Below are 13390 nucleotides of genomic sequence, written 5' to 3'. Positions count from 1 at the left end.
CCACCCTCGCAAGGCCCGAACGCGTCCGGCGGATTCGGTTCGCTGGCCGACAATCGGCGTGCCCTGGCGGGCAAGACCACGGCGCGCGCCGGAACCGATACTCGATCACACCCCGGTCGATTAGGAGCTTGCCATGGCCACACGCCTGTTCATCGACGGACAGTGGACCGCCGCCGGAGGCGGGACGCTGCCGACGTACGATCCGGCCACCGGCCAGGTGATCGAGGAAGTCGGGACGGCGTCCGCCACCGACGTCGACGCCGCCGTCGCGGCAGCGCGGGCGGCGCTCAGCGACCCCGCGTGGGCGGGCCTGCTGCCGGTCGAGCGGGCCGCGCTGCTGTTCAGGCTCGCGGCGCTCGTCGACGCGCACCACGAGGAACTTGCCGCTCTCGAAACTCGCGATCAGGGACAGCCGATCGGCATCTCCCGCCAGGTCAGCGTCACCGGCGCGGCCGAGCACCTGCGGTACTTCGCGGGCTGGGTCACCAAGATCCAGGGCACCACGAACCCGGTGTCCTTTCCCGACACCCTGCACTACACGCGCCGCGAGCCGGTCGGGGTGAACGCGCTGATCACGCCGTGGAACTTCCCGCTGATGATCCTGGTGTGGAAGCTCGCGCCCGCGCTGGCCACCGGGAACACCGTGGTGATCAAGCCCAGCGAGGTCACCCCGCTGACCAGCATCCGGCTGGTGGAGCTGGTGCACGAGGCCGGCTTCCCAGCGGGCGTGGTCAACCTGGTGACCGGCGACGGCGCGGTCGGCGCGCTGCTGAGCGGTCACGCCGACGTCGACCACGTCTCCTACACCGGCTCGACCGCGGTCGGGAAGCTGATCACCGCCGCGAGCGCCGAGTCGAACCTCAAGCGCCTCACCCTCGAACTCGGCGGCAAGGCCCCCAGCATCATCGCCTCGGACGCCGACATCGACGCCGCCGTCGCGGGCAACCTCGCGGGCGCCACCCTCAACAGTGGACAGGTCTGCGCCGCGTACACCCGCTTCTTCGTGGACCGCGCCCGCGAGCAGGAGTTCGTCGCGAAACTGGCCGCCGGCCTCGAAGGACTCAAGCTCGGCCCCGGCATCGACGAGTCGTCGCAACTCGGGCCGCTCGTGTCGGCGAAGCACCGCGAGCGCGTGGACTTCCTCGTCTCGACCGGCCGAGAGCAAGGGGCCGAGCTGGTCACGGGCGGCCAGACCGTGGACAGCGACGGCTACTTCTACGCGCCGACGTTGTTCGCCGGGGTCGCCGACGACATGACGATCATGCGCGAGGAGATCTTCGGGCCGGTGCTGGCCGTGACCGCCTACGACGACCCCGACGAACTGCTCGCGCGGGCCAACGACACCGAGTACGGCCTCGCGGCGACCGTGTGGACCAGGGACATCGGCGTCGCGCACCGCTTCGCCAACGGCATCCGGGCTGGCGCGGTGTTCGTCAACATGCCGCCGATCCCCGACATGGCCGCGCCTTGGGGTGGCTACAAGGCTTCGGGCTGGGGCCGCGAGATGGGGCCGTGGGCGATCGACGCGTACACCGAGATCAAGTCCGTCTGGCTGCACCACGCATAACCCCACCCCGGGGTCTGGCCCGGGATAAAGCGGGCTTTATCCCAGATGCGGGGGCAGCCCCTCGGGCGAAGCCGCCCTTGATCGCACGAACGTGGCGTATGTAACGGTCAGCGTCACATATGCCACGTTCGTCACGCTTGGTCAAGCGGGTTGACTGAGTGGGAATCAGGCCGTTCAACGCCGCAAACCGCGCTCACCGGCCCTGTGACACCGGGATAAAGCCCGCTTTATCCCGTCCGGGGTCGCTCCGGCCCTAGCTTCGGCGGGGACCCTGGCCTTGGCTTGTATGAAGGGAGCCCTCATACAGAGGGCTGTGTATGAAGGGAGCCTTCATCGCGTATAGCTGCATGAAGGGAGCCTTCATACAGCGCTCTTGGGTGAGGGCTCCCTCACCCAAGCAAGCTTGGTGAGGGAGGCCCTCACTGGCGCAACGCTCACGAGGCCCGGTCCGAAGCCCGGGATAAAGCCCGCTTTATCCCGGCCTAGCCGCGGCGCCTTGCCTGGAGGGTGAGCGCGACCAGGGCGCCGCCGAGGAGGAGCAGGAGCAGGCCCGTGGTCAGCAGGCCGCGAAGCTCAGTGCCGGTCGAGGCGAGCGGGCCGTTGCCGCCGGGAGTGGTGGTCGCTCCCGGTGTGGGCACCGTGGTCACGCCCGGGCCTGGCGTCGTGCTCGAGCTGCTGCTGCTCGAGGTGCTGCTGCTCGGCGACGTGCTGCTGGAAGGCTCATTGCTTGACGTCGTGGTGCTGCTCGATGTGGTGGTGCTGCTCGACTTGGTGGTGCTGGTAGACGTTGTGGTGCTGCTCGATGAGCTGGTCTTGGTCGACGTGCTCGTGCTGCTGCTCGTGGTTGTGCTCGAGCTGGTGCTCGTCGTCGGTGAGCTGCTGGTCGTGGTCGGGCTCGTGGAACTCGACGACGACGTGGTGGAGGTCGACGTAGACGAAGACGGCGAAGTAGGCGTTGTGGGCTGCTCACCGCCGCATTCGGGCAGATCGCCGGTGAACGGGTACGCGTGGAACTCCTGCCCGCCGCCTCCGGTCTCCTCCGATGTGTGCACCAGCGTGCCCGTGGTGAAGAACCGGCCGTTCACCCCGGACACGGTCACCGTGGTCGTGCTGCCCGGTTCGCCGATCAGCACGCTCCCCTGGAACTGCGCGCCACCGGCGATCTTCACCTTGGTGGCGTCCGGGAAGTTCCACAGCAGGCGTTCCCGCAGCTTGTTCAGCGGGTCGGCGTCGCCGGGGTCACCGGTGTACGTGTTGATCGTCCTAGCTGCCCCGGTCAGGTTCACCAGTACAGTCGCCCCGGCGGGAATTCCCTCGAACTCGATGCCCTGCATGCCGCCGTTGGCCGCGGTCAGGTCGAAGTCCACAGTGAACACCTGCAGCGCGGACTTCCCGTCCCCACTGAACAGGGTCCGGTATCCGTCGTTACGCGCCTTGCCGGTGGCGACAGTGTCACGCGCGTAGCATTGGCTCGCGAGCCGAAGTTCGTCACGCAGCTTCAAGTAAGGTTTCGCAGCGTCCGGGTCCTTTTCGACCTTGCCGGTGACCGTCCCGGTCACGGTGCCCGCGTGCCGGACGACCCCGCCGTCGGCGAGCAGCCGCTGGTCCTTGGCGACGCTCACGTTCCCGCCGGTGGTGAGGAAATCCGCGCCGTCCGGCGGCGGGACCCGGGAGCCGACTCCGGCGATGCCGACGTTGTAGATCGCCGAAACGCCCTGACGTTTGGCCATGTCGAAATCACCGAGTACGACGACTCGGCCTTCGGCTTCCGCCGCCGCGCCGCGCACCTGGAAATCGCCGCCGACATAAACGTTGATGCCGTTGTCGCGGCCGGCATAGCCGCCATTGTTGACCGGCGGATACACATCCGGACAGGCTTCTCCGACGCACGGTCCCAAACCGCCCGGTAATGGCGCGGCGACCGCGCCAGCGGTCACGACCAGGGCCGCAACGCAGACCGCCGCGGCGGCTCCAGCAGAAATCGAGGCGAACCGCCGTGCGCGCATAACCCGATTCTTATGCCCATCGGCCGGGCGAACCCACTCGAAAACCGGAAATACCCCGACCGGGGGAAAAATGGGTCGTGAGTGGTACGGCCGGTTCTAACCGGCCAAAACACTCACGACCCCTTTAAGCCGTGGGTTCGCGGAGCGGGAGGCCCGCGGCTTGGTAAATGGCGTCGATCACGGTCATGTTGCCGATCGAGTCGTCCACTGTGGTCAGGACGGGCTCGCCGCGCAGGACGGCGGCCGCGAAGGCGTCGAGCTGGTAGTCGTAGCTCGCCCGGCGGTCGAAGTGCTCGACACGCTTGTGGTCACCCGCGCGCACGGTGAGCCGGTGCGCGAACTGCGGCGCGAGCGGGTTGAACACCCGCATCTCCCCCGACTCCCCGATCACCCTGGCGGAGATCCGCAGCACCGTCGACGACCACATCGAGCACCGCACGCCTGCCGTGTACCCCTCGTGGAAGCGCAATTCGGCGCTCATGGCCCGGTCGACCGCCGGACTCTGCAGTTTCGCCGAGGCGGACACCACCGTGGGTTCCGAGCCGCCGAGTGAACGGGCCATGTGGACGGCGTAGCAGCCGGCGTCCATCAGCGCGCCGCCCGCGAGGTCGAAGTTGTACCGGATGTCCGAAAACTTCGGCAGCGGGAAGCACAGCGCCGTCTCGATGCGGCGGATCGCGCCGAGCTCGCCGCCGCGCACCACCGCTACCGCCCGCCGGAACAGCGGGTGGTAGCGGTAGTGGAACGCCTCCATCACCACCAGGCCAGCCGAGCGGGCCGCCTCGGCGACCTGGCGTGCCTCGGAAGCGTTGGCGGTAAAGGGTTTTTCGCACAGCACGTGCTTGCCCGCCTTGAGCGCGGCGAGCGTCCAGCGGCCGTGCAGGCCGTTCGGCAGCGGGTTGTAGACCGCGTCGAGCGACGGGTCGGCGAGCATCGACTCGTAGTCGCCGTACGCCTTCGGGATGCCGTGCTTCGCGGCGTACTCGCGGGCTCGCGCCGGATCACGCGCGGCGATCGCGGCGACCTCCACTTCGGCCGACGCCCGGGCGGGGCGCAGTAGTGCGGCAGGCGCGATCCGCGCGGCGCCGAGAACGCCGATCCGAAGCAAGGTGACTCCTACCAGTTGACTACCAGTTGACTGTGGGGAACCAGATCATTCCAGTACGGCCGAGCACCCGCACATCCCAGTACAGCACCGTGAACGTCCCGGCCACGAGCAGCGCCGCGCCGGTCACCGCGGCGATCCGGGCCGGTTTCGCGCCCAGCCAGCGTTGCACCCGCCCGCCGGTGGCGTGCGCGAGCAGCAGGAACAGCACCGCCATGAGCACGATGTTGCCGATCGACTGCAGTGCGAACGCGCCCGCGCCGTAGAACACGTTGTGGCTTTCGGCGGCGTCGCGGAACATCATCCGGAACAGCGGGTACGGACGGCCGATCAGGAAGCCGCCGATCAGCGCGCCCATCAGCACGTGCGGGGTCGCCGGGAACCGGCGGGTCAGCCCGGCGAGCGGGTTGCGGACCACGCCGAGCGACACCAGGCCGAGCACGATGAACACCAGCCCGATGATGCCGAACGCGACCATCGACTGGATGCTGCGCGGCGAAAGCCCGGTCGTCTTCGCGGTCGAGAACTGCGGCATCCGGGTGCCGACCAAAGCGACGATCACGCCGTACACCACCGAGACGGTGAGCATGCCCGCCGCGATCCAGCCGAGCGGTTTCAGCGTGGTGAGAAAACGGGGGCGGCCTGACGTCTCGGTGCCCACAAGTGGCGCCACCGCGCCGAAAGCGGCGATGTTGCACGCGGTGAACGAACCGGCCAACCCGGAGACGAACGCGAAGACCGTGCCTGCCAACGCACCTTCGATCGGCGTGCCTTTGGCGTCATGGCCGAGTAGTCCATTCGCCACACTGTCGCCGATCACGGAGTCCACAAAGGGCGCCGACCAGACGATCGTCAGCGCCAATCCGGCCAGCATCGACAACACGGTGATCCGCGCCCGATGCTCCGGATAAGGCCCGCTGCCGAAATAAGCGGCGCCGGGATGAGCGGGAATTCGGTCCGTGACGGACATCGCGCCTCCAGTTTTACATGGTGGGGAACCAAATCCTGCCAGTTCGGCGGCGCCGGTCCGATCTTCCAATATGCCCAATTCACTGCCCGGATGGCGGGTCAGAACCACGCCCGTTTGCCCTACGCTGGTCGAGTCTTGACGGGGATCTCGGGGGTTCTTATGTGTCTTTCCCATGGAAACATCGCGCGCCGCAGTGTGCTGGCCGCCGGGCTGGCGCTGCCGCTCGCGGCGGTGACGGGCACCGCCGAAGCCGCGCCCGCCGGGCCGTTCGCCATCGTCGGCGCGCGGATCTTCGACGGCCGCCGGGTGATCGAGTGCGGCACGGTGGTGGTCGACGCCGGCCGCATCGTCGCGGTGCACGAAGGCGCGGTACATGAAGGCGCAGGGCCGCGCGGCCTGCCCGTGCACGACGGCCGCGGCAAGACCCTGCTTCCGGGGCTCATCGACGGCCACGTCCACCACACCGGCCCCGACCGCACCGACGCGCCGCGCTTCGGCGTCACCACCGAGCTCGACATGGTCAGCGACCCGGCGGCGCACGGTCCGATCCGCCGCCAGCGCCGCTCCTACGCGCCGACCCCGCTGTCGGACCTATGGACGGCGGGCTGGTGGGCGACCGTGCCCGGTGGCTGGGGCACGGACAGCGGCCTGGTGTTCCCGCTGATGGAGCCCGGCACCGATCCGGCCGAGTTCGTCGCGGCGCGCCAGGCCGAGGGGTCCGATCACCTCAAGCTCGCGTTGGAAGACGTGCACCTGATCACCGGCGCGCGCATCCCGGTCCTGTCCGAGACGCAGGTACGCGGGCTGATCGCCGCCGCGAAGCGCCACCGCATGCCCAGCGTCGCGCACGCGACCAGGCAGGACATGGCCCGCACCGCGCTGTCCGCCGGGATCACCGGCCTGGTCCACCTGTTCAGCGACGCCGAGATCGCCGACGACGTCGTGCGCCTCGCGGTCCGCGGCGGCGCCTTCGTCACGCCGACGTTGACGCTCTGGAGCGCGCTCGGCTCGCTCCAGAACCCGGCCACCAAGTCCGTGATCACCGATCCGCGCGTCGCGCCGTTCCTGTCGGCCAAACAGCGCGGATTCCTCGACGCCCCTTGGGGTTTCGAGCGGCCAGGGGTGCTGGAGACGGCATCGCGCAATGTCGCGAAGCTGCACGCGGCTGGCGTCCCGATCACCGCGGGCACCGACTCGGGCATCCCCGGGATCGCACACGGCGTCAGCCTGCTCGTCGAGCTGGAACTGCTCGTCCGCGCCGGGCTGGCCCCGGTCGAGGCGCTCGCCGCCGCGACGTCCACCCCGGCCTCGCACTACGGCTTCACCGACCGGGGCCGCATCGCTCGCGGCCTGCGCGCCGACCTGGTGCTGGTCGACGGCGACCCGACCCGTGACATCACCGCGCTGCGTGACGTCTCGGCCGTCTGGCGCAACGGCGCGCCGGTCACCCGCGCGGTATGACCGCGCGGACGCGCTACCGCGACGCGCTGGCCATCGGCGAGTTCCGCGCGGTGTTCGCCGCGCACGTGCTCTCGATGCTCGGCATGATCGTCGCGCAGTTCGCCACCTCGGTGCTGGTCTACCAAAGCACCGGCTCGCCCCTGCTCACCACGCTGGTGTTCGCGCTGGCGTTCACCCCGCATCTGTTCGCGGGCACGGTGTTCTCCGCGCTCGTCGACCGGATGCCGGTGCGGCGCCTGCTGGTGACCTGCAATCTGACGACGGCGACGCTCGCCGCGACGATGGCCATCCCGGGCATGCCGGTGTGGGCGCTGCTCGCGCTGGTGTTCGGGATCGGGCTGGTCGGGCCGATCTTCTCCGGCGCCCGCGCCGCCACCTTGCCGGAGATACTGCCCGGCCCGGCCTACATCCCGGGCCGGAGCCTCTTCCGGCTGGTGTCACAGGGTGCGCAGGTGGCCGGGCTCGCACTCGGCGGCTTGCTGCTCGCCGCGGTGACGGCGTCGACAGCGTTGCTCATGGAAGCCGGCGCCTTTGTGGTCTCGGCCGCGCTGCTGCGGTTCGCGACGAAGGAACGGCCACCGCGCGCGAAGGCCGGATCGCTGCTGCGTGATTCGCTCGGCGGGCTGCGGGCCGTGCTGGCCGTGCCCGCGTTGCGCCGGGTGCTGTTGCTCGGCTGGGTGATCCCGTCGCTCGCGCTCTTCCCCGAGGCGCTCGCGAACCCGTATGCCCACGAACAGGGCTTTTCGACCGTTCAGCTCGGGCTCATGATGGCCGTGCTTCCGCTGGGCAACATCCTGGCCGAGTTCATCGGCATGTGGGGACTCGACGTCGAACACCAGGTCAGCCGGATCGCCTCACTCGCGGCGCTCGTCTTCGTGCCGCTGCTCGGGTACGCCTTGCGGCCCGGCTTCATCGCCACGCTGGCGATCCTGTTCTGCTCGGGACTCGGCTTCGCGCACCACCTCGGCCTGGACCGGCTGCTGCTCGACGTGGCGCCCGAGCACCTCCGGTCTCGCGCGCTCGCACTGCAGACGGCCGGGCTGATGTTCTGGCAAGGCCTCGGATTCGCCGTCGCGGGCGCGCTCGCCCAGTTCATCCCGATCACGGCGCTGGTTCCGGCGACCGCGGCCATCGGACTGGCCGCGGTCGCCGGGCTCAGGCCCGGTTACGCCGCAGCTCGCTGAGCCGCTCGATCAGTGCTTGGACGGCCTCGTCCATGACCGGCTCGGTGAGCCGCAGGCTGTGCTCACCGTCGTCGTCTTCAACGGTGATCACATGGGTGATCTGATCGGCGCCCGCCGTCGGCGACACGCTCACGGGCCGGGGCTGCTCGCGTGCGACACGCACGAGGTTTTCCAGCTCGGAGGCCGTCGCCGGCGGCAGGTCGGCAGTGTCGATCGTCATCGGCCGTTGCAGAGCGGGGAACACGGCGAAGCCGCCGTCGGACTCGAAAGTGATCCGCATCGAGCACCTCCCTGTGTTCCCCTCACTCTAGGCCGTGGTTTCCGTCGCCCGCGGTTCCGCGGGCACGCTGCCGGTGAAGGCGTTGCCCGCCGCGTCGATCGAACCCGGCTCGGCAGCGGGCAGCACGGTCTTGGCGATCCCGGTGGTGCCCTGCTTGGACAGATACCAGGCGCCGTCGAGCCCGGCGAACGTCGACATCGCGCCCGAGCCGACGTTGCCGTCGACCGTGCCCGCGTACTTGGCGGGGCCGGTGTCGAAACTGAGCAGCACGGTCCCGTCCTGCTGATGCCACTTGCCCGACAGCGAACCGGTGAAGGTTCCGTTGCCGTTGAACGAAAGCGCGGTCTGCGCGTAGTTCGCGGTGGCACCCCAGCTGAAGTGGAGCACCCAGTTGCCGGAGATCTTCGGCAGCGAGAACGTGGCGTGCACGCCGACCTGCGCCCAGGCGTCGATGACGGCCTGTGCCTCGTTGGCGCCGTAGAGCATGCTCGCGTTCGCGGCCGTCAGGTTCGCGAAGTCGAGGAACTGCGCGGTCGACGACAGGCGCGGATCGCAGAGCGTGGTGTACCAGATCCGGCCCGCCTTGTCCCATGCGTTGTTCCCGAGCGCGATGGCGAGCAGGTAGAACGCCTTGTTCGGGATGCCGGAGTTGATGTGCACGCCACCGTTGTCGGAGGTGGTGTTGACGTACTTGCTCATGTGGTCCGGCTGCGGGTCCTTGCCGAGCTTCGGGTCGTTGTACGCGGTGCCCGGAGCCTTCATCGAGCGCAGCGCGACGCCGTTGATCCCGGCCGCGAGCAGGCCCTGCCCGATGAGCCAGTCGGCCTGCGCGGCGGTCTGCTTGAGCGCGTACTGCTTCACGAGCGAGCCGAACACGTCCGACATGGACTCGTTCAGCGCGCCCGGCTGGTCGTGGTAGACCAGGCCAGCCTGGTGGCCGGTGACGCCGTGGGTCAGCTCGTGGCCCATCACGTCGACCGCGATGGTGAACCGGTTGAAGATGACGCCGTCACCGTCACCGAACACCATCTGGCTGCCGTTCCAGAACGCGTTGTTGTACTTGGTTCCGAAGTGGACGGTGCCTTTGAGGTCCATGCCGATGTTGTCGATGGAATTGCGCTGATAAATGTCCCAGAAGAGCTTGAACGTCGCGCCGAGCCCGTCGTAGGCCTCGTCGACCGTGACGTCCCCGCTCGCGGCCTGGCCCTCCGCGCGGACGAGCTTGCCCGGCAGCGTCTGCTTGTTCTCGGCCGAGTACAGGAAACGCTGCAGGTGCGGCGTCAGCGATTGGCTCGCCGGGGTGGTGCGGGGACGGGTGAAGTGCTCGGTCATCCGCTCGGCACGCACACTGTGGTCGACGGACAACGCGCGCAGGGCCGCGCTGCGGGTTTCGGCGTCGGGCGCGCGTTCGGCGATCTGCTCGAGCATATGCGGCGGAATGATGCAGTGAAGCGAATGGCGGTGCATGGCTTACGCCTTTCTCGTATTACGCTTTGTTACCCGCGGCGTCGACCGAACCGGCCATTTCGGGGGTGGCGGCGGTGGCGCCCACCACGCCCTGCTTGAGCATGTACCAGGTTCCGGCGAGCCCGCCGAACGTCGACATCGCCCCCGAAGCGACACTCGCGTCGACCGTCCCGCCGTACTTGGCCGGACCGGTGTCGAAGCTGAGCAGCAGCGTCCCGTCCTGCTGGCGCCACTTCCCCGCCAGCGAACCCGTGAACGTCCCGTTGCTCTTCAGGCTGAGCGGTGCCTGCCCGAAGTTGTTCGCGTTCCCCCAGCTGTAGTGCAATGTCCAATCACCGACCGCACTCATTGGCCTTCCCTCTCGTGGGGCTTTCGTGGTAAGGGCAAGAGCGGCGGCCGCGGCCGCAGATACCAGCGGTGACCAAGTTTCGTGGTCACGATTCCGGCAGCGAATCAACGACCGCGCCGGGGCGTCCACACAGGACTGCCCGATAGTCCGTTGCCCGCGATCTTGACCGTATGCGACGATTAAGAGTGGAAAACCTACAGAAACTGTTCGAGCGCTACGTCTACTGCGGCATGACCCGCGACGCCGCCGCCTTGGCCGACATGTTCACCCCCGACGGCGTGCTCGAAGCGCCGCTCGTGCCCGAAGGCCACCCGTTCCCCCGCAGGCTCGCCGGGCGCGACGCGATCCGCACCGGCTTGGCCGAGTACTACGCGCGGCCCGCCGGGCCCGATCGCAAGGTCGACGTGAGCAAGTCGAGCTACACGCTGCACGTCACGTCCGACCCCGATGTGTTCATCACGGAGATCGACACGGCCTACGACGTGGACGGGGCGACCGTGTTCATGTCGCTCGCCCAGATCTTCCGGCTGCGCGACGGCAAGATCGCGCTGATGAGGGACTACTTCGCACCCGAGCACGCCGACTGAGTCGTGGGTGGGGTCGTGAGTGGTATCGCCGGTTAGAACCGGCCATACCACTCACGACCCAGGTCAAGCCGAACATGGCCTGTTCTGGGCCGGCCGGTGTGGACTTTCTCAGCCGAGTTCGATGTGAGGTGAGGGGCCGCTGGGTGCGTAATAAGCACTCGGGGGTTCCCTCGCTGCGCGATCGGGCCCGGGCGCGCCGCGTGGTGTGCGCGAGTGAACGAGGGGTTCCCTGCTGCGTTGGGGGATCGGGGTCGTGAGCGTTGCGGGCGGTTAGAACCGCCCGCAACGCTCACGACCCCTTCACGCTCTAGGCCAGGCGAGCGCGCCGCCCCTCCAGGAACGCGCGCTCGGTGTCATTGGTCGCCAAGGCGATCGCGTCGTCATACGCGACCACAGCCTCAGCCGACCGCCCCAGCCGCGACAGCAGGTCGGCGCGCGTCGCAGGCAGCAGGTGATAGCCCGGCAACTCCAGATCCTCGATCGCGGCCAGCGCGAGCGCAGGCCCGTGCACCTCAGCGACCGCGACAGCCCGGTTCAACGCCACGATCGGCGACGGGCTGAACCGCAGCAGCTGGTCGTAGAGCGCCAGCACCTGCGTCCAGTCGGTCGCGGCCCCGTCCGTGTGCACGGCGTTGATCGCGGCCTGCAGCTGATACGGCCCCGGCTGACCGCGGCGCAGGCACCGGCGCACCAGTTCATGCCCTTCCGCGATCAACTCCCGGTTCCACAGTGACCGGTCCTGCTCCGCGAGCACCACCAGCTCCCCCGACGGCCCCACCCGCGCGGGCCGACGGGCCTCGGTGAGCAGGAGCAGCCCCAGCAGCCCGATCACCTCGGGCTCGTCGGGCATCAGGTCGGCGAGCACCCGCGTCAGGCGCACAGCCTCGACGCACAAATCCGTCCGCACCAACGAACCCGACGTCGACGTGTACCCCTCATTGAAGACCAGATACAGCACGGTCAGCACCGAGGCGAGCCGATCGGGAAGCTCGGCCGACGAGGGCACCCGGTACGGGATGCCCGCGTCGCGGATCTTCTTCTTCGCGCGCACGATGCGCTGGGAGATGGTCGCTTCCGGCACCAGGTAGGCCCGCGCGATCTCGGGGACCTCCAGCCCGCCGAGCAGGCGCAGCGTCAGCGCGGTCCGCGCGAGCGGGGACAGCGCCGGGTGGCAACAGGTGAAGATCATGCGGAGCTGGTCGTCGCGGACCGGCCCGACGTCTGCCTCCTCGTCAGGCTGGTGCAGCAGCAACGCCTGCGCGTGGCGGGCCTCGCGGGTCGACTCCCGGCGCAGGCGGTCGATGGCCCGGTTGCGCGCGGTGGTCACGATCCACGCGCCGGGGTTGGGCGGCAGCTCGTCCCATTTCTGGACGGCGACCGCGAACGCGTCCTGCACGGCCTCTTCGGCGAGCCCGATGTCGCCGAGCAGCCGGGTCAGGGTGGCCACGCAGCGGCCGTACTCCGCCCGGTAGACGTCGTCAAGATCCGTCAATGCCTGCGCGACCCGTCGCTGTCGATCGGGCGGACCTCGATCGCCTGGCCGCACGCGAGCGCGCATTTGCCCGCCCAGGCCAGCGCCTCGTCGAGATCCTCGACCTGGATCACCCAGAACCCGCCGAGCTGCTCCTTCGTCTCGGCGAACGGGCCGTCGGTGATGGTGGTCGTGCCGTCGGCGGGGCGGACGACCGTCGAGGCGTCCGAGTTCTCCAGTCCGCCGACGAACACCCACGCACCGGCGGTCTTCATCTCCTCGGTGACCTTGCCTGTCCTGGCCATCATGGCCTGGACCTCGTCCTCCGGACCGAACGGAACGCTCTCGTCGATCTGGACGGCGAGCAGGTACTGCCTCATCGCGAACTCCTAGTTGTGGGGAAGCAGACCTTTGACGAACGCAGCCTGGCCCGCGTGCTGGAGGCCGTCCGAGATCACGCTCACCAGCCGCACGCCCAGCGTCACCGCCGGATCCCACGACTCGTCGACCACCCGGTCCAGATCGGCGCCCGACAATCCGGCCAGGTACTTCAGCGTGCGCTCGTGGACCACGTCGAGGTAGCCGAGCAGCAGCGAGCCCTCCGCGCGGACCTGGCCGACCTCTTCGTAGGTGTGGCCGTAGCCCGTCGCGCTGTCGTCGAAGGGCAGTGCGAACCGCGAACTCCAGCCCTCGGCCGTCCACAGCTGCTCGTACCCGCCCGCGTCGGCCAGGTGATCGTCCTGGACCCGGGTCAGGTGCCAGACCAGCCACGCGATCGAGTTGGCCGAGCCGTCCACCCGCCAGGTCAGCTGATCTACGCCGAGGTCCGCGACGGCGCCGTGCGCCACCTCGCGGATCCGGCCGAAACCGTCAGAAAGCACTTCCGCGACATTCACCAGGTTGCTCCTTTCGTGTCGCTCGCTCCACGCTAGCCAACGGGTGC

Annotated in this window: 13 protein-coding genes; 4 read left to right on the top strand and 9 right to left on the bottom strand. The window is 69.0% G+C overall.

Annotated elements, in window-relative coordinates; all coding sequences use genetic code 11:
* The first annotated feature begins 133 nt into the window (after positions 1 to 133).
* Positions 134 to 1567 (top strand): aldehyde dehydrogenase family protein, encoded by a 1434-nt coding sequence (locus tag BLV57_RS05155; RefSeq protein ID WP_091287184.1) that lies wholly within the window; start codon positions 134 to 136, stop codon positions 1565 to 1567.
* Between the two features lie 482 nt (positions 1568 to 2049).
* On the opposite strand, the gene BLV57_RS05150 is transcribed toward BLV57_RS05155, so the two are convergent.
* From BLV57_RS05150 to BLV57_RS05140, 3 genes are all read right to left on the bottom strand, one after another.
* Positions 2050 to 3432, bottom strand: coding sequence for a choice-of-anchor A family protein (locus tag BLV57_RS05150; RefSeq protein WP_245757156.1), 1383 nt, complete (start codon positions 3430 to 3432; stop codon positions 2050 to 2052).
* Between the two features lie 265 nt (positions 3433 to 3697).
* On the bottom strand, positions 3698 to 4681 hold the full coding sequence (locus BLV57_RS05145; RefSeq protein ID WP_218134603.1) for a Gfo/Idh/MocA family protein: 984 nt from the start codon (positions 4679 to 4681) through the stop codon (positions 3698 to 3700).
* Between the two features lie 19 nt (positions 4682 to 4700).
* Positions 4701 to 5648: a hypothetical protein gene (locus BLV57_RS05140; protein ID WP_091287173.1), complete on the bottom strand. Its 948-nt coding sequence runs from the start codon at positions 5646 to 5648 to the stop codon at positions 4701 to 4703.
* A gap of 159 nt (positions 5649 to 5807) precedes the next feature.
* Here BLV57_RS05140 and BLV57_RS05135 point away from each other — a divergent pair, with 159 nt between their 5' ends.
* Positions 5808 to 7109, top strand: a complete 1302-nt coding sequence (locus tag BLV57_RS05135; protein ID WP_091287170.1) for an amidohydrolase family protein — start codon at positions 5808 to 5810, stop codon at positions 7107 to 7109.
* On the top strand, positions 7106 to 8293 hold the full coding sequence (locus BLV57_RS05130; protein ID WP_091287167.1) for an MFS transporter: 1188 nt from the start codon (positions 7106 to 7108) through the stop codon (positions 8291 to 8293). Before BLV57_RS05135 ends, BLV57_RS05130 begins: the two co-directional genes overlap by 4 nt.
* Here the strand turns inward: BLV57_RS05130 and BLV57_RS05125 are convergent.
* Genes BLV57_RS05125 through BLV57_RS05115 form a run of 3 tightly spaced genes read right to left on the bottom strand, consistent with a single transcriptional unit; the run spans position 8265 to position 10389 of the window.
* The gene (locus BLV57_RS05125; RefSeq protein ID WP_091287164.1) at positions 8265 to 8573 is read right to left on the bottom strand and encodes a protealysin inhibitor emfourin; all 309 of its coding nucleotides are present in this window, start codon (positions 8571 to 8573) and stop codon (positions 8265 to 8267) included. The genes BLV57_RS05130 and BLV57_RS05125 overlap by 29 nt on opposite strands.
* Positions 8574 to 8600: 27 nt before the next feature.
* Positions 8601 to 10001 carry a M4 family metallopeptidase gene (locus tag BLV57_RS05120; protein ID WP_218134601.1) on the bottom strand — a complete coding sequence of 467 codons (1401 nt, stop codon included), beginning with the start codon at positions 9999 to 10001 and terminating at the stop codon, positions 8601 to 8603.
* A 58-nt stretch (positions 10002 to 10059) separates the two neighbouring features.
* Positions 10060 to 10389, bottom strand: a complete 330-nt coding sequence (locus tag BLV57_RS05115) for a hypothetical protein (RefSeq protein ID WP_091287158.1) — start codon at positions 10387 to 10389, stop codon at positions 10060 to 10062.
* A gap of 185 nt (positions 10390 to 10574) precedes the next feature.
* Here BLV57_RS05115 and BLV57_RS05110 point away from each other — a divergent pair, with 185 nt between their 5' ends.
* Positions 10575 to 10976, top strand: coding sequence for a nuclear transport factor 2 family protein (locus BLV57_RS05110; RefSeq protein WP_218134599.1), 402 nt, complete (start codon positions 10575 to 10577; stop codon positions 10974 to 10976).
* 307 nt (positions 10977 to 11283) lie between these two features.
* Here BLV57_RS05110 and BLV57_RS05105 read toward each other — a convergent pair whose 3' ends face one another.
* The 3 genes from BLV57_RS05105 to BLV57_RS05095 are packed head-to-tail and all read right to left on the bottom strand — an operon-like array spanning position 11284 to position 13343.
* A complete protein-coding gene (locus BLV57_RS05105; RefSeq protein ID WP_245757155.1) occupies positions 11284 to 12468 on the bottom strand; it encodes an RNA polymerase sigma factor in 1185 nt (394 codons plus the stop codon).
* Positions 12465 to 12827: a YciI family protein gene (locus BLV57_RS05100; protein ID WP_091287149.1), complete on the bottom strand. Its 363-nt coding sequence runs from the start codon at positions 12825 to 12827 to the stop codon at positions 12465 to 12467. Before BLV57_RS05100 ends, BLV57_RS05105 begins: the two co-directional genes overlap by 4 nt.
* 9 nt (positions 12828 to 12836) lie before the next feature.
* Positions 12837 to 13343 (bottom strand): mycothiol transferase, encoded by a 507-nt coding sequence (locus BLV57_RS05095; protein ID WP_091287146.1) that lies wholly within the window; start codon positions 13341 to 13343, stop codon positions 12837 to 12839.
* Positions 13344 to 13390 lie beyond the last annotated feature (47 nt).

This window comes from Amycolatopsis xylanica, assembly GCF_900107045.1.
Taxonomy (GTDB): Bacteria; Actinomycetota; Actinomycetes; order Mycobacteriales; family Pseudonocardiaceae; genus Amycolatopsis; species Amycolatopsis xylanica.
The sequence above is the reverse complement of the archived record's forward strand: the minus strand, read 5'-3'. Positions and strand labels throughout refer to the sequence as shown.